Consider the following 24,883-nt stretch of genomic DNA (forward strand, 5'->3'; position numbering starts at 1 on the left):
TGATTGAATTTTATGTCTGAATTTAAATAGGAAAAAAACGATTTTATTGCTTTTTAAAACTTAAAATGCGCTATTTTTGAGCTGACATCTTTACGCTATTGGCTGTAGACTGTAGCAACATTTTTTAAAAAATAAGTATCAAGTGCATATGTATTTTAAATGGTTTTAAATCATGAAATCTAATTTAATTACCCGTTCAGGGCATGATCTGTTGGTTGCCGAGTTACAACATCTCTGGCGCGAAGAGCGACCTGAAATTACCAAGAAAGTGACATGGGCTGCCAGTCTGGGTGACCGTTCTGAAAATGCTGATTACCAGTATAATAAGCAGCTACTTCGAAAAATCGATCGTCGTGTACGTTATTTAGGGAAGCGTTTAGAAGAATTACGAATTATCGATTTTTCTCCAGAACAAGCAGGTAAAGTGTATTTTGGTGCTTGGGTTGAAATTGAAAATGATGAAGGTGAACAAAAAACCATACGTCTGGTTGGGGTAGATGAAATTTATGATCATCATCCGCAACATGTCTCAATTGATTCACCGATGGCAAGAGCTTTACTGTCTAAACAAGTTGATGATGAGGCAGAAGTGGATACACCATCAGGGAAAAAACGTTGGTATATCAATTCAATTCGTTATGAATAGCTTGAATATTCATCAAATTAGCGAGATTTGACTTTATTTTGTACATTTGATTGAAGAAATACTGAAAAAGATTTGCCAAGTTGCAATTTTATTTATATGATAGCCGCCATTGGAAGCGTGGCAGAGCGGTTTAATGCACCGGTCTTGAAAACCGACGAGGGTGTGAGTCCTCCGTGAGTTCGAATCTCACCGCTTCCGCCACATTGAAGTTTCTGACACTGTTTAACACCATATAAGTATTTGACTTACAAGGTTAAAGTTGGAAACAAGCGGTATAGCAAGCTATGACACAGTACGTCAATGAGCGGTTATAAAGTAGTAAAAAATGCAGTAAGATAATCTCTTACTGCATTTTTTTTGGTTTATACGTTATGACTGCTCGTGGAATCAATAAACTGACTGCTTTACAGGTAAAAAAAGCAAAAGCAAATCCTGATAAAATGTATAAGCTTCCCGATGGAGGAAATCTTTACTTACGTATTGACTCTAGTGGCAGCAAATACTGGATTTTTAATTATACCCGTCCATATATTGGTAAACGCAATGATTTATCTCTAGGGACGTATCCAGAAGTCACCTTAGAAGAAGCACGAAATGTCCGTGATGAATATAAGAAATTGATCAAACAGGGGATTGATCCAGCAACAGTACGTTTCGAGACTAAAAATCAAAAATTGAAAGAAGCTGAACATACGTTTCGTATAGTTAGTGCAGAATGGCTTAAAAAACGTGAATTAGAAGGTAAGCAAGACGAGGAAACACTTCGGCGATTAAATCATGATGCGTTTCCATACATTGGAGATATTAGTTTTCCTCAGCTCACATTAGAAGTATTAGAAATCAAAGTATTCCAGCGTATTATAGAGCGTGGTGCGTTATCGGTTGCCAAACGATTGAAGTCAGATTTGAACCAAATCTTTAAATCGGCCAGAAAAAAGAAGCTGATCCAATATAACCCAATAGAAGATATTGAATTACCTAATCCACAGGGTAGGAATTTTGCTGCGGTGACAGAGGAACAAGACTTAGCTCCAATGCTGAATAAAATTTGGAACTATTCAAAATTACATGCACGTTGCTTAATCACAACACAGGTTGCGTTAAAGCTTTCTGTATTAACCTTCCAACGACCAGGAGAAATCCGAAAACTTAAAAAGTCTTATTACTACTCTGAAGAGCGATGCTTTAAATTTATAGCCAGTAAAACCAAGCAACAGCATGTAGTTCCATTGTCTGATCAAGCATTTGAATTAGTCGAGTCAATCATTGGTCTGTACCCACATAGTGAATATCTATTTGTAGGGCGTGATGCAAAGACCTATCTATCAGATAATACTATTAATACAGCATTGAAACGTTTAGGGTATGGAGGCAAGCAAACAGCGCATGGTTTAAGAGCAACAGCACGAACTATGCTTGATGAGATTTTAGAACAGCGTGTGGACTTTATTGAGCATCAATTGGCGCATAAGGTAAAAGACAATAATGGTACAGCTTACAACCGTACCAAGTTCTTGAATAATCGTCGGGATATGATGCAAGAATGGGCGAATTATTTAGAATCTTTGCTCGAAGTATAAACGTTAAGATATAGATAAGTATAGTTTTCACTTATTATATTGAATAAGACTCAAATTACACCAAGGCGACCAGTAACGATGTTCTATATCAAATCACTCCTTTGTGAACAAGGTGAGCCTGGTATTATATTTATGGTCTGAAATTTATTGAATAAGTAGATTCGATGCAAAATTTGATGAGGATATTTTAATGGTGGATGTTGAAACAACATTACCCCTAAATGTCACTATTACATGTAAAGGATTTCTAGACGATGATACTGCAAATCGGGCTGGCTATGGTTTACTTGATCTAACTAGGGAATTAGGAAAAAATATTGATTTATTGATACTTTCTGTAATGACGATCGCATATGATGATATTCAATATAAGAATTCAATTAAAGAAGTTAATCCAAGTTTTTCACCATCTGAACCTATCGGAACTTCAATTGTGTTGTTGCCAAATTGCTCAGAAAGCGTTTGAAGCTGTTTAAAATCAATAAAATCACGTCATATCGGGATTACATGGGCAGAAGCAGCAGATGCCGCATTAATTGCATCCTCAGCTCGTGAAGCTGGTGGTCAAAATGTCTACTATGTTGGATACAACAAAGACATGACCGTTGAATTTATTCAGGCTGTTGCAAGGTGGGCAAAAGCCTATGATTTTGTAGCTGCTGAGATTGAAGAAGGAATTTGGGAGGACGGTGATAAACATATTCAAACATTTATCATTCGCTTCCCAAACTCAGGTTTGCGTGTTGAAGCACTCACCAGTCGCCCAAGCAACTTACGTGGTAGACAAGGTGTTTTAATTCTTGATGAAGCTGCCTTCCACGACGATTTAAGAGAATCGATCAAAGCTGCAATGGGATTCTTGATTTGGGGCGGTAAGGTTCGAATTATCAGTACTTATGATGGTGAAGATAATCCATTTAATGAATTGATCAAGGAAATTCGAGCAGGTAAACGTAAAGTCCATCGAACAACATTTGCTGAAGCTGTTGAGCAAGGCTTATCTAAACGTGTATGTATGCGTAAAGGGATCGAATATTATCCTGAAGCAGAAAAAGTTTGGGTTGCTGATATATAGTTTCTATGGTGATGGCTCAGCTGAAGAATTAGATGTCATACCTAGTAAAGGCGATGGCAAATGGTTAAGCCAAGCTTTACTGGATGAACGTAAAAAAGATGATGTGCCTGTCATTAGATTCACTGCACCTGAAGGGTGGGATAACTTCGAGCAAGTCAGTGAAGATACTCGTAATACTGAAGTTTTAGAATTCTTCAATGAAAACCTTAAATCATTACTAGAAAAATTAAATCCAAAGATTAAAAGTTATTATGGTCTAGACTTTGTCCGTAAGAAAAACGCCTGTTCATTTTGGCTTTTAGCTTAAGAATAAAACATGAAAAAGACCTGTCCTTTTATTTTTGAAATGTTTAAAACGCCTTATAAGCAACAAGAAGAATTTTTAAAGTTGATTGTGACAATGTTACCCAACTTTAGTAAAGGCGCACATGATGCTGGCGGTAATAGTGGTTTCTTAGGTGAAGCAATGCAAGTCATATTTGGTGACCGCATTTAAGCAATCATGCTGACTGATTCGTGGTATAGAGAATACACACCACATTTTAAAGCAGCACTTGAAGATGGTGATATTGTTAATATGCCAGCGGATCAGAACATTATAGAAGATCATCGGGCTTTCTTCATGATCAAAGGTGTTGCTCGTATTCCCGCAACTGGATCAAACAGCAATTATAAAGACCGTCACAGTGATAGTGGTATTGCACATTTATTGGCAGATTATGCAAGCAAGAATCCAAGTGTGCCAATTGAATTTATTGCACTTCCTTCCCATGAGCAAATAGAAATGAACCCCGATGATTTTGATTGGGTCAGTGATGTTGGGTGTTTTTAATAAACTCTGTTGTACTTACCTTGGAATATATGATCAATTTGTTCCATATATTCTAAGGCTAAAAACAGCTTTTGACTTTCATATTGATTGGATAGGAAATAATCAATAATTCCATTGGCGTTTACAGATACATCAATAATCTGAATTGTAGGATCGTAATCTTGTAGTTTACTTATCTCAAAGTTAATTTGGTTTAGTAAAGCTTTTTTTTCAATAGATTGCATATATATTGCTCATAAATATTCAAAGGTATTAAGTACGTATTATTCAATTTTTTTGAAAATAACAAATGGATCATTGTCTTCTAAATTATAAGAAAAGCAATATTTATTATTTTCTAAATCACTAAACTCAATTTTTATAATCTCATTACTAAATATTGCATCACTTTGATTAGGTAGAGTATAGAATTTTACTTGAGTTACTTCAGAAGAGCTCATATCACTGATATTTAAAATATGGCGAGTTTCATAGGTATTTTTTAAGATATTCCATACTGGTGATATTATTGTAATATTTTTAATTGGGACGTTTAAGTTTCTAAATTCTAGAAGAAAGTAGTTTGTGATAGATGAGTTATTTAGATTTTTTCGAAGATCAGAGCCGCTTAAACTTAATCGTGGGTATGCTAAATACGCCTTCTCTTGAAGTACACTTTCAAACTGTTTCTCAGCAAGTGAAAACATATTTTGCTGGGCTTGTACAGATTTCTGCATCTCATCAACCTGTTGCTTCAGTGTGTCATTTGAAATACGCAACTCTTCCGCTTGCATTATTAATGCTTTAGTATTCTGTTTAAGCTCAACACCTTGTTGTTTATAACCTAGGTATAAAAATAAAAAAGCGAGTGGTGCAAATGTTCCTGCTAAAAAATCACCAAGTTCATTTGATGACAACATAAAGTTTTCACCATCACTACAAATAAAAAAACCTGTATAAATGACTATAAATAATAGGTAAATTGCAACAAACCAAAAAGCCCATTCTTTGTAGAAAGGTGGATTTTCGTTTTCTTGATTAGGTTCTGACATGGAATCATTTCCGTCTTATTAGAAAGTTATAAAAATAAATAATAAAACGAGGCGACGAACCTTGTTAGAGCAAAATTCGCCCCTTTGGTAATTGTACTACCGCAGGCAAAACTTCGTTACCCTGTACAGGATGAATAGAGGCTATCAGAAAATGAAAAGCTTTTGCAGTAGGTGAAATAATGAAAACCAAACCAATTGTTCCTTGGATGGATGGAAAACGTAGTCTTGTGTTGCAACTGATTCAAAAAATGCCTGAACACCAATGCTATGTAGAGCTATTTGCTGGTGGTGCAGCACTGTTTTTTATGCGTGAGCAACCCTCAAAAGTAGAGATTATTAATGATGTAAATGGCGAGTTGGTGAATTTATATAGGGTTGTGCAACACCATCTTGAAGAATTTATACGTTAATTCAAATGGGCAATTGTTAGCCGTCAGATGTTTGAATGGTTGAAAGTAGCCAGTACAGATTTAATGACAGATATTCAACGTGCAGCGCGGTTTTATTATCTTCAGCATACAGCATTTGGAGCTAAAAATTCAGGTCAGTCATTTGGTACAGCAACTACAGCAAAGCAACCCAGTTTTATGCGTATTGAAGATCAATTGACCGAAGCATATTACAGGCTCTCAGGTGTTACGGTTGAAAACTAAGTTGGGATGAATGTTTGTTGAAGTATGACCGACCTCATAGTTTTATGTATGCTGATCCACCTTATTGGAAATTGGCTGGCTATGGTGTTGAGTTTGGATGGGATCATTAATTAAAGATGGCTAAATTAATGAAAACCTGTCAAAGCAAAGTCATGTTGTCAATCAATGATCATCCCGACATTCGAGATGCGTTTGCTGGTCTCAAAATCAGTACCACAAAAATTAATTACACTGTAGGTAATTTTGGCCCTGGCCAGGAACAAAAACAGGAATTAATCATAACAAATTACAAAGCGGTGGCTTTTATAGATTTATAAAAGCCTTTTCTGTGGTTTAAGTCAGATTCTGCAACAATGAAGCATGGTTGGATGGAAATGGGCTTAAATCGCAAAAAAATAAGGAATACGACTGGTGATGTCGCTCTGTGCTTGCCTCAATAAAAAGAATAATAGATAAATGTTAAACTAATAAGTTGAAATAGGTTTAAAATGAAATTAGATTTAAAAAAATATCCACTTTATTTTGTGATTGAAATAATTCTCAGTGTACTTAGTAGCTTGATCATTATGACATTGAGTTACTTGGTGGATGGTGAAAAAGGCCTCATACGTTTGTTTGATGGCATTGATGATCAATTTAAACCAATAAATTTGATAAATATTGGAATACTTTCAGTGATTGGCGTTTTCCTTTGGATATTTAACTATTTTTTTAATCACAATGCTAAATTACTATTTAATAAAATATCTAATGGCTTATTTGATATAGGAATTAACCTTTTAAGACTTGGAGGGGGTGTACTTATCTCTTATCCAATTATTCATATTTGTGTTGCAGGCTATACAAATCAATTAATCAGTTTTTGGTTAATTGGATTTTGTTGTATTGCAGAAGCGGCTTTTTTCTCTTTAGCTAAAGATAGCATTGATAAAAAAAGAAATAGAGAAATTACACAACGTAATTGAATGGAAAGACTTCCGCCTGATCATATCAAATAAATAAACCCATGATGATGCAAAATCCACTTTGTATTTGCATCTCATGGCTAAGAAAAACTCAAATTCTGAAAAACCTGATTTAACGGCACTTGAAACCACTCAAACTGCTGAAGTCACTTGGCTGACAAATCAGTGGCAAGCCCATCCCGTTGTAGGCATGACACCACAACGTTTACACCAGCTACTCACAGGCGCAGAATAAGGCAATCTTCAAGCTCAAGCTGATTTGTTTAGTGACATGGAAGAGCAAGACGGTCATATCTTCAGTGAGATGGATAAACGAAAAAAAGTGTCAATGGATTATCGTGGTCTGTCGTCCCGCCCCGCAATGCCAATGATGTCGAGCGTAAAATTGCAGTTGAAGTCAATGAGTGGCTTGATGACATTAAAGACTTTGAAATGTTTTTATTCGATGCGTTGGATGCTGTAGGTCATGGTTTTAGTGCACAAGAAATCATTTGACAACGACTTGGCAAAATATGGATTCCTAAGAGTTTTAATCATGTTTTACCTCGCCATTTTTTAACACCAAATAACTAGCCGAAAGTTTTGCGTTTAGATGATGGCACAACTGAAGGCGCAGATTTTTTGGATTTTGGCTGGGTTGTATATCGCCATAAAGCCAAATCTGGCTATATTGCCCGTTCGGGATAACATAGCGTTTTATCGTGGCCGTTTCTGTTTAAAAATTATGACATCCGTGATGTCATGGAGTTTTTAGAGACTTATGGTTTGCCAAATAAAATCGGTAAATATCCAGCGGGTGCAAAAGATCAAGAAAAAATGACATTGCTACGTGCGATCATGATGATCGGACGGAATGCAGGCAGCATTATTCCGAATGGGATGACGATTAAAATTGGCGATAGCTTTGCTGTTCCAATTCAATTTTATGATAAGCAAACGGGTAAAGGTTTTGCCATTCCTGATAATGCATTACTAACTGCCAAAATTATTAATTCATCAAAACAAGTCATTGCAGAGCCAATTGTCACTATTGATCTTGATCAAGTTAAAAATGCAGGATTCATTCTATTAGAAGTTGCACCAGCTCTTACACAAAGTTGGAAAGCTGGTTCAGCACAACTAGATATTAAATTAGATTTAAACAGTCAAATTCGCCATTCTCAAACCATTCAATTTTTGATTGAAGCGAGTATCACATGAACAATATTGGTCTTAGAGTTTTTTGGACAAATAGTCCGCTGCCAATTCAGGAAAAGATTCAAAAACCTGATGTGATATTAGATATGCATTTTGGTAATGTTCTAATTAGTAATACTGGCACAGTGAATGCACCCGTTCGTTCGGTAAATTCAAAAATAGGTCATGTTGTAATCAATTACTGTTAAAGAACAGCTATCAATTGAGATAAAACAAGTCAAAGCACTTACAGAAATAAACTAGCTTAATTTATCTACAAAAAGTAGACATAAATGACTTTGAATTTACTCAAGACCAAGTAGAACTAAATCGGTTAGCAATTTTAAGCAAAGCTGATATCCACGCAATGGCTCAACTTACATTACTTTTAAATACGAAAGCAGATCAATCTTATGTACAGCAACAAATAGCAAACTTAGTTGGCTCTGCACCTGAATCGCTAGACACAATTTATGAACTTGCATCAGCCTTGCAGAATAACAGTGGATTAATTGAAGGCTTAAATCAATCTGTAGCAAATCGAATTCGTTTTGATGTTGCAACACAAGCTTTAACTGAAATTCAAAAACAAAATGCTCGTATGAATATAGGTGCAGAAAAATTTGGCACAGCACAGCAACTGATTAGCGAAATAACTGCACAAAAGATAGGTGCAGCAACTGCAGCCCAAGGCGCTAAGGCTGATACAGCCCTTCAAAGTACAGACGTTGCTCCTGTTGCCTTGAGTGGTTTCTTTAGCAGTTTGACAGGTCAGAATAAGATATTTGAAGTTGTTCACACTGCTTATGCAGAAGGATCAAATTCTGTTATTGCTGCAACCGATTCGCTCGGAGTAATGTTGGGGAAATTACAAGCTCAGATCTTGAGTAACGGCTCAAATGATATTGAGTGGGTTAAAGCAGAACATGTAGGGGTTTTATCAGAAGGTTTTATACCTTATGCCACGCTACAATCAAGACGAGTTGATTTAGAGTTTGCGGCAATAAATGGGATGTCATACATGAGAGGTGGTTGTGAGCTAACCATCGTACTTAATGCCTCTAAAAGTATAATAAGTTTAAATCCTGAATATTACGTTAGAAGCTATTTTTATAATAACGTTGCAAAAATAACAGCTCAACCGAATTGCTATTATAGAGTCAATCCAGCAATCGAAAATGCCTTCGTAATTTTGTCAACTGGTATTGTTCTAACCATTGAATATATCCCATTTAGTGCCCAATCATTACGATGGTGGAATAATCACGAAAACGTTGAGAAAATTGGTAATTGGCTCATTGGTGGACAAGTTGGTTTAGTTTGTTTTGGATATCTAATAACCCCTTAAATATTGAAAAATCATTTCACAGGCTGAAATGATTTTTAGTCCTAATTATCTCAAAATAATTGTTAAATTATCTCGGCGCGCATCAATGGAGACTACATTTACTTTATGTTCAGATCTTATGAAATTTTCAAGCTATGTAATAGGAATTCTTAGAGGGCAAAATTTAAATATTGAGAGTTTCCCTATTTTGCGCTTCTAAAAGAAAGTTGGTTTTTCCCTTATTTTCAAAAGTTAGACCTCATCATCTTGGAAAATATCTATATTAGTATGGATAATAAAAATTATGATTTTACCCTTTTTGAACATATTGCTAATTTATTAGATGAGATTTGTCTCAAAGTCGGCCTTATTACACAACCTGATGGTGAGAAAGTTTTTGTTCGGTTAACATAAGCAGCTTATAAAAAGGCGGTATTAGATTTAGCACTTTAAAGTCAATATTTGATATAGAATTAACTATATGATATTGATAACTATATAAATCAAAAATTCTTTACTATGATGAAGTATATCCAACTTAATCGGAAATTTTCCGAACTCTCCACAGGCTCAGACTCTAATTCAATAAATACAGATTATTCCTTGAGTTTGGGAATGGATACAGGACTAACATGGAAGAGCTTAGTATCTGAATACCGATGCGTAATTTTAGCTGAAGCTGGAGCAGGTAAAACTAAAGAATTTGAAGAATGTGCTCAAAACCTTAAAAGAGAGGGTAAATTTTCTTTTTTTATTCGAATTGAAGATATTGATAGTGAATTCATAGAATCATTTGAAGTGGGTGATGAAAACTCTTTTGAGTCTTGGTTATCTTCTACTGATGAAGCATGGTTTTTTTTAGATTCGGTCGATGAAGCAAGATTGGATGATCCGCGTAAATTTCACAAAGCAATAAAAAAATTTGCAAAAAAAATTCAGTCAGCATCTCATAGAGCTCATATTTATATATCTAGTAGACCATATAGTTGGAGATATAAAGAGGATGAGGATTTTTTAAATATAGAATTATTTCTAGGATTACAAAGTGATCAAAAGAAAAGCTCACTAAAGGTTCTTATTCTGTGTCCATTAGATGAACATGATTTATATCATTTCTGTCAATGCCGTTCTGTATCTAATATTGCTAATTTAGTAGGTGAAATTAAGAGATTTGATCTTCTGAATTTAGCTGAAAGACCCTTTGATTTAGATAATATTATTGAAAAGTGGAATAATCAAGGAGCATTAGGATCACGTTCAGAACTTATTCAATATAATATTGAACAACGTCTTAAAGATTCACATACACAAGATAGAAAATTAGCTTCTGTACCTTTTTCAAAGCTTTTTGAAGGTGCACAACGTCTTGCGGCAGCAGTGATGTTGACACATTTAGCAAATATCAGAGTTCCCCAATCTAAGCAACATAAGGAAAGTATATCAGCATCAAATATTCTACCTGAATGGACCGAAAGCGAGATATGTAGATTATTAGAATCAGGTATTTTTAATGACATTATTTATGATGCTGTAAGATTTAGGCATCGTGATATTCGTGAGTTTCTTGCAGCAGGTTGGTTCGCGAAATTATTGAAAAGTGATAATCGTCTAGCAGTAGAAAGTCTTTTCTTTCGTGAACAATTTGGCGAAAAGATTGTTACGCCAGCACTTCGAAGTATATTACCTTGGCTAATTTTACATGATGAAAAGATTTGTCAAAGTTTATTGGATATTCAACCTGAAATCACATTCGAAAATGGAGATCCATCCAAGTTAACTTTAAGTATCAAAAGACAAATTTTTAATAAATTTATAAAACGAATTTCAAAAAATTTGGATGATCGCTCAATTAGAGACAATGATTCTATTGCAAAAATTACAACAAAAGATTTAGAAAGTGATGTTCATTCACTCATTCAAACCTACTTTGAAAATGATGATGTAATTTTTTTTCTTAGCAGAATGGTCTGGCAAGGTCATCTAAAAAGTTGTATTCCACTATTAAAACCTATTGCTTTAGATCTCAGCCGAAATATGTATTCACGACAAGTCTCCATCAGAGCAATCATGTCTTGTGCCACTAAATACGAAAAAATTGAACTTTGGACAAAAATAAATGAAAACGATGAGATATTAAATAAAAAACTTATTACTGAACTGATCAGCGATGTTGATCCGGATCAAGAATTAATTAAACTATTGTTAATATCAATAAGACATTCCAAAGAATCTGAAAAATATGAATATAGTGGTTTAGATTCAGCTCTAGAGAAGTTTGCAGAAAAGTGTAATGATGAATTGTCTTATCAACTTTTAGAGGGGATTGCAGAGTTATTCGCTGTAGAGCCTTATTATGAGAAAAAACTGTGTCAAATTTCTAAGAAATACGCGTGGCTATTAAAAATAGCCTTTCGAATTATTGAAAAATGGGTAGAAAGTCGTAATCCATTAGTCTTGAAAACTATAGTAATTGATATTTTGATAAATGCAGGAGCTATGGATACCTATGGTTATACCGAACGTTACAATAAAGAAGAAGGAAAAAAACTAAGGGGATTAATTCCTTTGTGGGAGGAGTTAAATGATGCTCTCTATTGGCGAACTATAAAATTGGCAAGGCAATATCATTGGGAAAAAAAGCAAGAAACGCTAACAAATGATTGGTCTGTAGGTTATTTTGGACACTTTTGGAAATTTGATGTAAGTAGTATCGACAGGTTATTAAATTATATAGATTCAAAAGAGTTGATGGATGATAAATTAATTGTTCTTAATCGAGCATTTGCTATTTATTCTTCTGAAAATGAAAAATTTTGTTTATTTAGAAAAATTAGTAATGCATGCAAAAACTATGAGTTTTTATCTAATCAATTAGAGGATTTAATCTCTCCTGTACTCACCGAAACTCAAATCCAGCATGAAAAAAAGGAAGAGCATAGGAAATTAGAATACAAAAAGGAAATGTTAAAACACGAGGAAGATAGGCTCAAATGGATTGTATCGTTACAAAAAGATCCAAATCAATTAGTTAATTCACTTAATTTTTTGGAGGGTGAACTAACAAAGAATCATTATTGGCTAATGCGAGAGTTTGCATCAGGAAAAATTTCAGACAACCATGAAAATTTTTCACATTGGGAACTTTTAATTCCTGATTTCGGAGAAGTTGTAGCAAAGACATATCGTGATGCTGCTGTTAAGTTTTGGAAAATTTATAAGCCCCAAGTACATTCTGAAGAGAATTTATTAAAGAACAGTACTTCTTATGCTGTAATTTTGGGATTAGCTGGTTTAGAAATTGAATTTAATGAAAATGAAGATCTATTTACTGAGTTAAATAAAGATGAGATTAAGCATGCACTTCGATATACCACTTGGCAATTGAATGGATTTCCAATTTGGCTTGAAAAACTGCATAAAATCGATCCTAAAAGCGTTATTGATAAAATTATGAGTGAGGTTATTTGGGAACTTGAGACTTCTATCTCAGATGCTGAGCAATACTATAGCTATATCTTACATGACCTTTTTTATCATGCGCCATGGCTACATGCAGATTTAGCTCTTCCAATTTTTCAGTGGTTAAGTAGTAATAGCAAAGATTTACATCGTGATACGAATAAATATGCGTTAAATATATTATTAAATTCTGATATCAAAAAAGATAGTTATTATAAATTAGCTCAACAGAAAGTTACTGAAAGCAAAAAAAATGGGGATAAAGCGTGGTGGTTTTCCCTATTGATAGATAGCGATCCTGAAGAAGGAATACCTCTTTTTACTGAATGGATTGAACAGTTAAATTCTATTGATGCTACATACGCAGCACAAGTATTTATTTGCCATCTGATAGGAGGCCGAAATTCTATTAATGGTAAGGCTGGACAGGATGAGATCAAAAAGGTCAAGCATTTAACGGCTCTTTATATATTGATGCATCAATTTATAAAACTTAAGGAAGACATACATAGAGCTGGAATGGAAGTTTACTCCCCTGGACTTAGGGATAAGGCACAAGATGCCAGAGATCTACTTTTTAAATATTTAAGAGAAACGCCTTGCGCAGAGAGTTACTATGCAATTAAAGGCTTAATAGATGAACATACTAGTGAAGAGCGCCAAATTTGGCTATGTAAAACATCCTATAGTATTGCTTTATCATGTGGTGATATAGAGCCTTGGAGTGAAGAACAAATTTTACAGTTTGAATTCTCATCTGAAATATATCCAAAAAACCATAAAGAACTCTTCAACCTAGCAATACTAAGAATAAATGAGCTTAAAGATTGGCTAGAAAATGGGGATGACAGTCCATGGCAAACATGGCAAAGAGCTGAGCAAGAAACAGAGATGAGGAATTTAATTGCTGGTCATTTAAGAGGCAACGCTCAAAATAAATATACGATTACACAAGAAAATGAATTGGCAAATAGTCAACGTACAGATATTCGATTAGAAAACTCAAATGTAAGAAGTCCTGTACCTATAGAGTTGAAAATTCTTGATAAAAGTTGGAGTGGTAAAAATCTTTGTGAGCGATTAAGAAATCAGTTAGTTGGGGATTATCTGCGGGAGGTTAGTGCAGGGTGCGGTATATTTTTACTAGTTTCCCAAAAAACCAATAAAACGTGGGATATTAATGGAAAGAACGTAAGCTTAAATCAACTAGAACAAACACTTCAAAATTATTGGTATAGCATAGCTCAAGAGTGGGGAGGTATAGATTCTATTAAGGTTGTGGTCATTGACCTGAATAAGCGGAAATCAGTTTCGGCTACATAATATTTTGTGTTGATGTAGAGAGAACAGCAGCGTGTTAAGTGTGCCAGATCACATTTATCGCTAATTGCCTAAGAAATAGATATTGATAAACGATTGACCACAAATAAGGTAGGCCTTTAATAACCTGTCACAAGACAGGCTATTTCAGTTTATGTTGCTTTAATCTATTTCCGTTCAAGCCATTCAATGATTTGGCTTTCAGCCCAAGTGGGCATACTTGCAGTTAAATAGGTCGGTTCTGGGAAGTCACCACGGCGGATCATCTTCCAAAAGGTCGATTCTGCGATATTCAACAAACCCTTTGCTGCTGGTTTATACGATAATCGACGATGGCGACCACTACGATCAATGTAATCCTTTGCTGGGCGCTCAGGATAGTTGACTAAGTCTTTTACACGATAGCGCTTTTCAATCATATCTTTGTACCTATTCAATCAGCATTCTTTGCTGATACAGATACCGCTGAGATTTATTGCCTTCTCGACGGTATCAAGTTATTCGGGTGATCCTTTGTCTGCTGGGGTATTGCTGTATATAAATGGCTCTTCGGCTCGAAAGAACACCTCAAAAGAAGGTTTGCTATCAAAAATCCGAACATAGTGGTCTGTACCAATAAAATAAGCCTTCAAAATCTGAAGCCGTTTACCAATATTGATTTGATTGACGTTGTAAAAAATTGGCGTCATCACATTTGGTAGGGAGGCCCATGCCGAATGAATAAATCCAGTCTGGTCGATGAATTGATTTAGACTTTGATAAATTATGGTTTCTTCAAAAGGAATGAAATCACTTGTTTTTCTGGCAACAAATAAAAATAAGTTAAGATTCACCTGTTGAAAATTAGTGGCTTCCCATTTACCAACAATAGCCAGAATATTTGCCTTTTTAGTGTTATGAGCAACTGCAACGATCTCTTGAATATGATGATCAAATAGCAAATAAGTTCTGTTTAGATCCTCATGACTAATTTTGCTAACATCATTGATTAAAGTCATACGATAAACATCAAAAGAGCGTGCCATTCCCAACAGCTTGGTCATGAAGTCTTCATAAAGCCAATGTCCTTTTCTTTGCTCTCGTGTCCAAGCATTTTCTAGACTTTTATGTTTCTGAGTCAAAGTAAGCATTTTGTAATGCGCCATATACATATCAACAGCAACTTCAAAGTTGGGATGTAAATGATCGATCATCGGCAACTGATGCTGTTCTATAAGATCCTTTTGCAATTGAATCTTTGGAGCAAGTTGAATACAGGGAACTGTGCCAAGAGTATATGGGTTTGATTTCATTCCGTTCAGGACGGCACAGAATCTGAGCCCAAAAGGAAGTAATTGCAAATTCGGGGCATCACCAAAACTTCGCATCACTTTGAAAATCTTGCTAGATTTTTTGCTTACCATCTCTGCTCCTAGGGCATCAATCTCACTCAGTGTAGCTTGATGGGGTGTTGCCAAGGATAAAGAGCCAGGCATAGGTAGGTGTTGTGGATTCAGTGTCGATAGGAAGTGCTCGGCATAAAATAATTCGAATTTATCCATTAGCACTTCCCCTTATAAAACTTTTTGACAGAATCAAAAGTTAGGGATGCACACTTTTTCTCCCGTGGTCTACCAAGCCCTGATTGTTCTTTAGGAGCTACACTTTTTTGGATGGTGCGAAAGCAGGCGAGTGGTCCAAAAAGAAAATATTGATCAGCCTTCGTTAAATAGGCCAAACAACGACACAAATTATGAATTTTCTCATGATCGTCATAAGAGATCTTTCCTGTACAAGGATATTTATAATCTGAACTGTTCCGATTGCAATTATGATAAGAACCTCTGCCATTGGTTAACTTGACCCAATGTTGACCGATATCCTCAGCCCACTTCACGTCTTTTTGATGAACGTGCCCATCCAGTAGAAGGATACAATGCACATGCTGCCCCTTGTACGACCCATGCTCAAATTTCAGGCAATATCCAATGATTTCTTTCAGCACAGGATCAGAACGGAAATCACCAAGCAACCGTTCTACATCTGCTTTAATGGTCATGAGGCAATGTGCATTGTGCCTAGAGCCATTAAAGTCTGGAGAGGTATTGATGAGTTCGGAAATATCAAATTTATAGTAGAGGTCTAAACGAAGCACCAGCACTTTGCTGTAGGTATTTAAATATTTACCCAGCCATTTAATACAGCTACGGTAATTCTTACGGCAGGACTTTCTACGCTTTCTGAGCTCACTTTTAGTCTCAGAACCCAACATATTTTCTCGAATACGATTGATGAATTGATTGAGCTGTTGAATCATTTCGATATGATAAGGCTCTAAAGGTACACCAAGAGGCGGTAGGAACTGCAACAATGGTGTGTCTGGATAAGCGGTTCTAGCTGCGATAAAACTGAAAATCTCACTTCCCACTTTAAAATGTCCTGACTCAAATAGCATACCTTGATCAAAGGAGCTTTGATGTGCTTCAAACCAAAGTGAAAATTGATGAGTGACAACTTCACCTTTAGCAGTCTTTTTCTTCTGAAGTACAATTGCAGGCGTTGCGTTTTCAGCGCAATCGATCGCTAGGCGAGCAATAGCAATCATCGAAGAGTATTGATGATCATCTGGCGTCCTCAGAGGACAGGCTACATTATCGAAGGACATAAGCTCGAATAAGTCTACCTCACGCTCATCAAGTAATTCATGATCTGCTAGCTCAAAACACCCTGCACTTGAGAGGGCTTTAGAAAGCGGGTTAACGGGATGGTTCATATAATTTCCTCTAAACAGAAATTTAGGCAATAGAGTGCCTGCATTGATGATTTCAAAAATCTTCAATCGCGATTAATTTAAGAGGACATCCAACGATTCGAGTTATTGGGTACGAGAAAATACTAGACGCGATTCATATAAATGCGTCATTGATTTTCTAGCGAGATTGGGCTAGTTTATATAATCTACAATGTTTGAGTTCATTTGCGTGAATCACTCATTCATAAGATAGATAAATAAATTAAGAATGAGTCTGGTCGACTGGAATCTCACTGACTCAATTCTTTCTCTAATTAAATATAAATATTATTAATAATACACTTATATAAATATTACTAATTACACTTATATAAATATTACTAATTAGAATAATAACCCGAACTCTCAAATATCAATAAATCGAAAATCCATATGGATATCCATTTTGCTTTCACTCATATGTTGCATTGATCACTTCAATAGTTAGTAACTCCATTTAGATAAAAAGTGTCTTTTTGATGATCGGGGATTAGAAGGTCCAAGTATCAGTTCTCCACAGCAGATCATCATGAAGAGCATGTAGCTTATGATCACAAGTATACCGCGATAAAATACTGATGTTTCTTTTAGCAAAATCTATTAAAATTTGGCTAGCGTCATATTTTTATTGTTGATTTATAATAGATAAATATTATAAAAAAGATGAAGAATATTTTTATTTACATACAATCTAAATGGGCAGTGATTTGATGTTGTTCATGGTAGATAAGTATGAGTTTACAAAAATATTGACGTAGGTTTGAAATGTGTCAGATTATAAATATACTAAATGTGATGAGTGTTTTATTACACAAGGATAATTCTATATTAAGATATTGAAAATTAATTGAAAAAAGCTATTTATTTGGCTGTGGGTACTAACTTTGAATGAGGTGTTTAAGTGGATAGAGTTATTCCAAGCATAGAGGAACTGAATCAATTAGAACGTCATCTCTATGTTCAGGCATTTTATTGCTTTGGTGTTGGAGTAGATCAGGAAATTTATACTGAGATTGAAAAGCGAGAGATTTTAGAAAAGTTGAGTAAAGGAGTGGAGGCTACTAAATATGCAATATGTACCAATAGCATTCTATTAGCTGAAATAATGAATACACTTCATCAATTGCAAGAGAATATAGATAAAACAACTGACTCAGATCAAGAGGTTGGAACATTAAAATTATTATTAAATCAATATAGTGATGCCTTTAGTGAATTATATGGATTACCCAGTGTTTTTATAGAACGAGTGAAGGGGATAAAGGGAATCAATAAGCGTAAGTCTAATTATCTAAATAGAAAATATGAAATTTTTTACGAAATCTTAAGACAAGAAGTTAAAGTACATGGTAAGTTTAAAAATACTAAACAGGCAGTTGAACATGTGATAGATAGGGTTGAGCTTGCCTTTAAAGAATTTGATGATCATTATGCTTTAGAAAGAATAACTGAAATAAAGAGAAAAATTGAAGAAGAAGAACAAGCCATTAAAAAGTTTCAAATATCAAAGTCTCCAGCTTTTCCTATAAGACGACCTGCATCGTCTAAGAAAAGAGTTGAAATGTTTAAGTCTGATTTACATAAATGGACTAAAGCTTTAAAAAATAAAAAATTATATTCTGAATTTTCAGGTATTTTTTTGCTTAAATCAGATGACTACCTTGATGAAATATTAGCGAGAAATCTTAGGAAGCAGAAAATTCTTCATGATCAAGTGGTTGAGGAAAAGCAAAAAATATAAATTAGGTTATTTGTCATTTAAAATGACTGATATAATCCACGATTGTATTGGTTTGGATTTTAAATTGACTAAGGGCTAGGATTTGAAAAGACTCACCAGATTTATAGATTTTTATGTCAGGCTTATGACCAATTTGCACACTACATTCTCCAGCGATGATTTCAATACGTTTAGTAAGATGAGTCTTAAATGTTAGGGGGTTTTCGGATGGAAGAATTACACCTAAAGTTTTTTTAGTTCCATCTTTTAAAACAATAACATGGCTGATCGATGCGCCATTAAAATGGACATTGGCTTTCTTTTTTACTGAAATAAAATCAAATTGCTCTGTCACAGATTACTTCCTAAATTTTTATAATCGATTGAGCCTATTTTAATAAATAGCATTCACTCATTTCAATATTTTAAAACTAGTAAAATTTAAAACAGTTTAAAGTTGATCTGCACTTTCATTGTGGCGTGTAGAGTAACCAATCTATATCTGTACATATTGACACGCTAAATCGCGCAGATTATTCTTTGCGTGCTGGCCTACATTGCCAGTTGGTCGTCGCGGACCATTCTTAGGAGTATTAAAGTTTTACTTTTAGTACTCAGCCCCTCGTGCCCCCTCTCTACGGTGGAACGGGAGGGGGACACCTTCGGGTGTGCTGGCCCTAAGACCAGTCCGCGAACCCTTTCTCGTTCTGCCACCATAAATCTAAAATGCTTTGGCAGAATTCCGATAGATAAAGGAGTTCGCTATGCTTACTAATTCAATTATAAATTTCTTTTTTTCATCTCAATATTTGCTTGTGTTTGATTCCAGCACATAGCCTCTTTCGCTGATTTTTCTAAAAAACTTGATGACGATCAATATAAATCATGAACTTGGCTACTGCCCAGAATAAGTCACGTCTGTGCATTATTAAAAAAATGATTGATTTAAATCCAATCTCAAATAAAGAAATTTCAAATATACATTACCTCATTGAAGCCACAACGCTCTAAGCGCAGGCATTAAAAACACAAGTATATATGGGAGGATAGAATGAAATTAAAACTCATTTTTTCATTGTCAGGCAGCGTATTGTTGACCGCCTGTAGCAGTGCTTTTGAATCAGAATTTAAGGATGGCTGCCGTAACTTTGGTGGCAATCGTAGTTTCTGTTCATGTAGTTATAACAATGTAGAACAACATTATGGTGAAGATCGACTTAAGCAGATCAAGAACCCCATGCAATTTCCTGAAGATTGGGAAGATCAAGTACAACAAGCAGGTTTAGCCTGTATGTCTGAATTGAACTAGGAGGGGTTAAACATGAGAAATCTAATGATCACTTATCTGCTGATCATGTTGGGCTATTGGTTCAAATTGATCTGGACTTTACCTGCGGGCTATTCCAAAGCCTATCTATTGGGCAGAGCCTTCGTCTGGCCTTTTACTTTTTTAGAATGGCTATTTTCTTAAAACTTATCAAGAAGCATAACAATGACAAATACAACACAAGCAATTGCGACAAAACCCTACTGGAAAATCATCAGCGTATTGTTGGTTTTGGTCATAATCGGTGCTTATCTATTGAACCAACATCTACAACGTAAAGCAGAGCTACAGTTAGCGCAACTGGCTATAGAACAGACCAAAGCCCAAAAAACTCAAACTGCTGATGTGACCCAAGCTTCATCTGAACCCGCCGAACAAGCTTTACCTGAAGATGCAACAACACAAACTAAGCATTTAGGCCCTAGTGAAGATGACGTTGCTGGTGCGGTCGCAGCAGTGGAAGAGGCCAAAGCCTCGCAAAACTCAGCGACTGAGCATTTAACCATGCAAATCGATTCTGAATATCATGAAGGAAAAACCTTAAGTTCGAATGCTGCAAAGTACGGTTTAAAGCCAATCAAAACTGCACCAGCCGATCTTAAGGCAACCGTTTCAAGTATTGATCAGATGTTAGCATTACATCTCATCGATGTTTGGGGACGATCTAGCCCAGATCAGGTGGCTAAGCGTGTTGAAGGTTGGAGTCAGCAGGGTAACAACATTACTTATCATGCAGCATGGGACTCAGATCGTTATCAATGTACCTGGTATGTGGTGAGTTGGAACCAAAGCAACAATCAGGTTTTAAGTGAAGGCTACCAACCTTGTTTTTAAACAATTTGATTTTTTAGAAATTGAATTTTAAAACACCTTTATATCTATTTAGAAATAGGAATATCACGATGAAAAATCTCAAAATCATCAGCTGTGCTTTAATCAGCTTATTTTTAACAACAGCAGTAATGGCAAAGACAGAGCAAATCACTTTAAAAAAAGATCTAGGATTTGGTGAAGAAGCGGTCATTTTTCCGACCACCAAAGGTGAGGTGATCCTTAATCGTTATGCACTTTCTGCAACAGTTGCCAATCAAATCAAGCCCTATAAAAAAGGACAATGTTTAGAAATCCAGTCTCAATATGGATTCTTTAAAGATACTGGGGATGGGCAATATATCCAGAATATCCGACCATGTAGAAGTCCATCTGCTTTGGCTGTACCTAAAGTCAATCGATAAGCTATACACGTTTAAATCTAAATCAAATCAACCCTAAAAACCACGAGCTGATGCTCGTGGTTTTTTTATGTCTATTTCTTCATGAATCAAGGAAAAAACACCATGCAGCAATGCCCCTATTGCCATTCACCGCATGTGCAATTACTCAGGCAAAGTCAACAATCACAACCCAAGCCCCATTTAACTTTCTCATCCTGTTCACCTATGTCCCTAGCGACAGTAGGTATGCAAATCTCTAAACGGCTGGGGATTAATCCCTTTGTTGGTGGTTTTATTGGTTTAGCCGCGGGAGGGATGTTTTTACTTTACATCCAACAGCAAGACAATTTGATCACCCTACATTACCAGTGTGAACAATGTCAGGAACACTTCGAAATTCAACACACTGAATGAATCTAACAGCCAACAACAATCTCACTCTGAAATATTCACATTGAATTGATTCAATTCATTATTCACTTTAAATGAAGGAAAAACATTATGGCACATCAACTTGAACAAATGGCTTATGTTGGTCAAACCCCTTGGCATGGTTTAGGTAATCAACTTAGCCCAAATCAACCCATGGAAGTCTGGGCAAAACAAGCTGGTATGGACTGGCAGATTGAAAGTTCCAATGTCAGTTATATGGCAGAAAATCATAAAGGGCAAAATCTTATTCTTCCTCACGATGAGCAACGGGTTCTATATCGATCAGATACTCATGCACCTTTATCGGTGGTCAGTCAGCGTTATCAAGAAGTCCAGCCTAAACAAATTTTAGAATTCTATCGTGACCTCACTGAGCAATCCGGCTTTGAATTAGAAACAGCAGGCGTCCTCAAAGGTGGTAAGAAATTCTGGGCATTGGCGAGAACAGGGCAAAGTACTGCACTAAAAGGTAAAGATGTCAGCAATGGTTATATTCTCTTAGCCACGGCTTGTGATGGTACGCTCGCCACGACTGCACAATTTACTTCAATTCGTGTGGTGTGTAATAACACCTTAGCCATTGCACTAAAAGGTCAAGATGCATGTCGAGGTGTGGTCAAAGTTCCACACAGTACCAAGTTCGATGCAGACAAGATCAAACAACAGTTGAGTATTTCTGTACGGGCATGGGATGAACATATGTATCAAATGAAACAGCTGAGTCAACGAAAAGTCACTCAACAAGAAGCAGCTGTATATTTCGATGCCGTGTTTAATAACAGTAGTCTGAGTATCGCTGAACAAGATGAACGTTTTATTCAATATTACAGACAAGTTGCCAATAGCGCAGATGCCAATAAAACTGAACCGAATGGACGAGCCATGTCAAAAGTCATGACCATGTTTAATGGGCATGGACGAGGGGCAGAGCTATCCTCAGCCAAAGATACTGCCTACGGTCTGTTATGCAGTATCACGGAATTTGCTGACCATGAACGTCGAGCCATGAGCCAAGATCATCGTCTGGACTCAGCATGGTTTGGTGCAGGTGCAGGCTTAAAGCAACGAGGGCTAGAACAAGCCTTAAGGATGATTGCTTAAAACAGATATCTAGATTTTATTTAAACAATATCGCCATCACGCTGAGAATTTGATGACAGATGACAGCATTGAGTACAAATTTAAGATTGGGGATTTAGTGGTTTTACTTTACCCCATTCAGGATGTGCAGGTGAGGACAGTGGATGAAATACACCAGATGCAACAAGATGACTATGAGAAAGCGAGACTTGAAGCCCAAATATATGGTGAGTTGATAGGTGGTGCTGGTATAGGTGCAGTTGGGAAGAAAGCGACTACTGAAACGGGTAAAGCCTTGCAAGAAGTCGTTAAAAGCGTCGATGATCATTTAACACCAAAACCAGCTACTGTAGCTGGGACACCAGATGTCAATGGTGGAGCAACTACCATGACTGGAAAGCCTGATGCAAATGGAGGTGTAGGAAAATCTGAAGTTATTGGGGCGACTATGGCTGCGGGTTATGATCAGCCTCAAAATCCTCAAGGTTTTTATGATCCTCAAGGACAACGTGCGGATTTAGAAGCTGCATATGGAACTGATAATGTTAAATCTACTACAGTTGCAAATGATCCAATTCAGCGTGTGAATTCTAATATTGATAAAGGAATCGAAGTTATATATGACTCATATGGAAATAAAGCGGTAAAAGTTGAATACAAAGATCCATTAACTGGGGAAGTCAAATTTGCAAATGCTGCATACGATGATAGAAAGCTTCCTGTTTTTGATGATTATGCAAAATATACAACAAAAATAGAAAAACCTATTGGCTACGAGTCTATGTCTAATAGAGCTCGGCGAAAAAAGGAAATGGAATTAGCTACTTTAGATTTAAAATCTAAAATAGAATCAGGAACGATTAATCGTAATCAATTTACAAGTACACAACTATCTGATATCTATAAAGGATCAGATAAAATTGAAGGTTATACTTGGCATCACAATTCACAAGCTGCTCCAAATAACTTCCAGTTGTTGCCTGAAAAGATTCATAATGCAATTAATCATATCGGTGAAGGTGCTTTGAGCGGTGGAAAATAATATGGATGACTTGAGTATTCAGTATGATTTTGGGCATACTGATTTAAAACTAATTAATCACTTTGAACGTAAGATGAAAATTAGTTTACCTAATAGTTTTGTGAAGTTATTATCCAAACATAATGGTGTTAAATTTTTAAATAATTCTTTCAATTATACGGATCTAGAAGGAAACTTTGAGGAATCCAGTGTCAGTTTTTGTTGTTTCGGCAATGTTTCTTCAACAAATATAGATGATTTTCAGGATTTTGATATTTATGGATATGAAAATATTGTAACTTTTGGACTAAACGGGGGGGGGGATTATATAGCCTTTGACTATCGCCAAAATCCAACCACTGATAATCCATCAATAGTTATCATGTATCATGATGAATATATTAAAGATGCAAAAGGCGATGATAAAATGCGTGTTATAAAAATAGCAGATAGTTTTGATGATTTTTTAAAATTGTTGCATGAGTAGTGGATATTAATAAAAAGGGCTGTTATTCGCTTAACAGCTCTCATATTTGAATCTGTAGAGAAATAAAATATAAAAATTAATTTAAAGATGATAAATAATAAATATTTAAATTTATAAAAAATTATTCTAACTCATTAAGACTAGACAAAGTTTTCGTAGAGTTTGTTATAGATGGTAAAAAGCTAGATCTTGTAATGTTTGAGAATAAAGCTAGTGGAGGTATAAAATGAACAAGCAGATTGAAATTTTAAATGATATTGTTAAATATATAGATATCAATAGTATCGTGAATTATGATTCATTCATTTTTGAATATAAGTTCAATCCTGAAGAGGGATGGGCAAATTTTCACTTAGATTATTGCAAAGATAATCAGAGTTATTTAGCTAGTATACAGGACTTTGGTTTTTCAACTTTAGAAAATTTAAGTAAGAAACTTCATGATGAAATGCAATCACATACAGGTGGTGATTGGAGAAAGTTTATATTAACTGTAGATGAGCAAGGTAAAGCTAAAACGCAGTTTATTTATGAAATACAGTCATGTATGGATGATTTTAATGATTAATGTTAAAAACCTCTAAAATTTTAGAGGTTTTTTTAAAAGTTAATTTTCGGAAATTAAGTGGATAGATTTAGAATTTGGTAAACATTAAATCAAGAGTTTATACATTAAACCTCTTTCATAAATCAAAAAACGCTCATATTTTTGTTCATTATTCATCCTGTAAAATTTCTGCTTTTCAAGCATAATTTGTGTATGAAATA

The 24,883-nt window shown here is 35.4% G+C and carries 22 protein-coding genes, 1 tRNA gene and 3 pseudogenes; 20 read left to right on the forward strand and 6 right to left on the reverse strand.

The annotated features are described in order from the left end of the window. Nucleotides 1–172: 172 nt before the first annotated feature. The 5 genes and pseudogenes from greB to M2R48_RS21570 form a co-directional block, all read left to right on the forward strand. A complete protein-coding gene (gene greB, locus M2R48_RS05300) occupies nt 173–646 on the forward strand; it encodes a transcription elongation factor GreB (RefSeq protein WP_004722375.1) in 474 nt (157 codons plus the stop codon). A 111-nt stretch (nt 647–757) separates the two neighbouring features. After that, nucleotides 758–847, forward strand: a tRNA-Ser gene (locus tag M2R48_RS05305). Between the two features lie 170 nt (nt 848–1,017). After that, a complete protein-coding gene (locus M2R48_RS05310) occupies nt 1,018–2,226 on the forward strand; it encodes a tyrosine-type recombinase/integrase (protein ID WP_262085311.1) in 1,209 nt (402 codons plus the stop codon). Between the two features lie 190 nt (nt 2,227–2,416). Then, nucleotides 2,417–2,692 (forward strand): hypothetical protein, encoded by a 276-nt coding sequence (locus M2R48_RS05315; protein ID WP_262085312.1) that lies wholly within the window; start codon nt 2,417–2,419, stop codon nt 2,690–2,692. Between the two features lie 18 nt (nt 2,693–2,710). Continuing rightward, nucleotides 2,711–4,133, forward strand: a pseudogene (locus tag M2R48_RS21570) (hypothetical protein); the annotation flags it as partial. Here the strand turns inward: M2R48_RS21570 and M2R48_RS05340 are convergent. Together M2R48_RS05340 and M2R48_RS05345 are read right to left on the reverse strand one after the other, a co-directional pair. After that, nucleotides 4,130–4,357 carry a hypothetical protein gene (locus tag M2R48_RS05340; RefSeq protein ID WP_262085318.1) on the reverse strand — a complete coding sequence of 76 codons (228 nt, stop codon included), beginning with the start codon at nt 4,355–4,357 and terminating at the stop codon, nt 4,130–4,132. The pseudogene M2R48_RS21570 and the gene M2R48_RS05340 overlap by 4 nt on opposite strands. A gap of 39 nt (nt 4,358–4,396) precedes the next feature. Next, on the reverse strand, nt 4,397–5,164 hold the full coding sequence (locus M2R48_RS05345; protein WP_262085319.1) for a hypothetical protein: 768 nt from the start codon (nt 5,162–5,164) through the stop codon (nt 4,397–4,399). Between the two features lie 179 nt (nt 5,165–5,343). Here M2R48_RS05345 and M2R48_RS05350 point away from each other — a divergent pair. The 5 genes and pseudogenes from M2R48_RS05350 to M2R48_RS05370 all read left to right on the forward strand — a co-directional run bounded on the left by M2R48_RS05350 (nt 5,344) and on the right by M2R48_RS05370 (nt 14,067). Then, a pseudogene (locus tag M2R48_RS05350) lies at nt 5,344–6,134 on the forward strand (DNA adenine methylase). 171 nt (nt 6,135–6,305) lie between these two features. Then, nucleotides 6,306–6,782, forward strand: a complete 477-nt coding sequence (locus M2R48_RS05355) for a hypothetical protein (protein WP_262085320.1) — start codon at nt 6,306–6,308, stop codon at nt 6,780–6,782. 76 nt (nt 6,783–6,858) lie between these two features. After that, nucleotides 6,859–7,670 (forward strand): annotated as a pseudogene (locus tag M2R48_RS05360) (DUF935 family protein); the annotation flags it as partial. 655 nt (nt 7,671–8,325) lie between these two features. Beyond that, nucleotides 8,326–9,306, forward strand: coding sequence for a hypothetical protein (locus M2R48_RS05365; protein ID WP_262085321.1), 981 nt, complete (start codon nt 8,326–8,328; stop codon nt 9,304–9,306). Nucleotides 9,307–9,900: 594 nt separating this feature from the next. Beyond that, nucleotides 9,901–14,067 (forward strand): hypothetical protein, encoded by a 4,167-nt coding sequence (locus M2R48_RS05370; RefSeq protein ID WP_315972838.1) that lies wholly within the window; start codon nt 9,901–9,903, stop codon nt 14,065–14,067. A gap of 164 nt (nt 14,068–14,231) precedes the next feature. Here M2R48_RS05370 and M2R48_RS05375 read toward each other — a convergent pair whose 3' ends face one another. The 3 genes from M2R48_RS05375 to M2R48_RS05385 form a co-directional block, all read right to left on the reverse strand. After that, nucleotides 14,232–14,483 (reverse strand): helix-turn-helix transcriptional regulator, encoded by a 252-nt coding sequence (locus M2R48_RS05375; RefSeq protein WP_262085322.1) that lies wholly within the window; start codon nt 14,481–14,483, stop codon nt 14,232–14,234. 78 nt (nt 14,484–14,561) lie between these two features. Then, nucleotides 14,562–15,605, reverse strand: coding sequence for a hypothetical protein (locus M2R48_RS05380; protein WP_262085323.1), 1,044 nt, complete (start codon nt 15,603–15,605; stop codon nt 14,562–14,564). Beyond that, nucleotides 15,605–16,816, reverse strand: a complete 1,212-nt coding sequence (locus M2R48_RS05385; protein WP_262085324.1) for an inovirus Gp2 family protein — start codon at nt 16,814–16,816, stop codon at nt 15,605–15,607. The genes M2R48_RS05380 and M2R48_RS05385 overlap by 1 nt, the downstream gene beginning before the upstream one ends. Before the next feature lie 919 nt (nt 16,817–17,735). On the opposite strand from M2R48_RS05385, the gene M2R48_RS05390 reads away from it, so the two are divergent. Then, entirely contained in the window at nt 17,736–18,575 is an 840-nt protein-coding gene (locus M2R48_RS05390; protein WP_262085325.1) for a hypothetical protein, read from the forward strand. Nucleotides 18,576–18,588: 13 nt separating this feature from the next. Here M2R48_RS05390 and M2R48_RS05395 read toward each other — a convergent pair whose 3' ends face one another. Beyond that, entirely contained in the window at nt 18,589–18,909 is a 321-nt protein-coding gene (locus tag M2R48_RS05395) for a pyrimidine/purine nucleoside phosphorylase (RefSeq protein WP_262085327.1), read from the reverse strand. 696 nt (nt 18,910–19,605) lie between these two features. Here M2R48_RS05395 and M2R48_RS05400 point away from each other — a divergent pair. The 9 genes from M2R48_RS05400 to M2R48_RS05440 all read left to right on the forward strand — a co-directional run bounded on the left by M2R48_RS05400 (nt 19,606) and on the right by M2R48_RS05440 (nt 24,683). Continuing rightward, the gene (locus M2R48_RS05400) at nt 19,606–19,863 is read left to right on the forward strand and encodes a hypothetical protein (protein ID WP_262085328.1); all 258 of its coding nucleotides are present in this window, start codon (nt 19,606–19,608) and stop codon (nt 19,861–19,863) included. Between the two features lie 12 nt (nt 19,864–19,875). Further along, nucleotides 19,876–20,025, forward strand: a complete 150-nt coding sequence (locus M2R48_RS05405; protein WP_262085329.1) for a hypothetical protein — start codon at nt 19,876–19,878, stop codon at nt 20,023–20,025. A 21-nt stretch (nt 20,026–20,046) separates the two neighbouring features. Continuing rightward, nucleotides 20,047–20,715 (forward strand): hypothetical protein, encoded by a 669-nt coding sequence (locus M2R48_RS05410; RefSeq protein ID WP_262085330.1) that lies wholly within the window; start codon nt 20,047–20,049, stop codon nt 20,713–20,715. Between the two features lie 68 nt (nt 20,716–20,783). Next, entirely contained in the window at nt 20,784–21,116 is a 333-nt protein-coding gene (locus M2R48_RS05415) for a hypothetical protein (RefSeq protein WP_262085331.1), read from the forward strand. A gap of 102 nt (nt 21,117–21,218) precedes the next feature. Then, complete coding sequence (locus M2R48_RS05420) at nt 21,219–21,509, forward strand: hypothetical protein (protein ID WP_262087450.1); 291 nt, start codon at nt 21,219–21,221, stop codon at nt 21,507–21,509. A gap of 87 nt (nt 21,510–21,596) precedes the next feature. After that, nucleotides 21,597–22,628, forward strand: a complete 1,032-nt coding sequence (locus M2R48_RS05425) for a DUF932 domain-containing protein (protein ID WP_262085332.1) — start codon at nt 21,597–21,599, stop codon at nt 22,626–22,628. Between the two features lie 52 nt (nt 22,629–22,680). Beyond that, entirely contained in the window at nt 22,681–23,649 is a 969-nt protein-coding gene (locus M2R48_RS05430; protein WP_262085334.1) for an HNH endonuclease, read from the forward strand. A 1-nt stretch (nt 23,650) separates the two neighbouring features. Next, on the forward strand, nt 23,651–24,115 hold the full coding sequence (locus tag M2R48_RS05435; protein WP_262085335.1) for an SMI1/KNR4 family protein: 465 nt from the start codon (nt 23,651–23,653) through the stop codon (nt 24,113–24,115). Nucleotides 24,116–24,341: 226 nt separating this feature from the next. After that, nucleotides 24,342–24,683 carry a hypothetical protein gene (locus M2R48_RS05440; RefSeq protein ID WP_262085336.1) on the forward strand — a complete coding sequence of 114 codons (342 nt, stop codon included), beginning with the start codon at nt 24,342–24,344 and terminating at the stop codon, nt 24,681–24,683. Nucleotides 24,684–24,883: the final 200 nt, after the last annotated feature.

This window comes from Acinetobacter sp. I-MWF, from assembly GCF_025433935.1.
Classification (GTDB): domain Bacteria; phylum Pseudomonadota; class Gammaproteobacteria; order Pseudomonadales; family Moraxellaceae; genus Acinetobacter; species Acinetobacter guillouiae.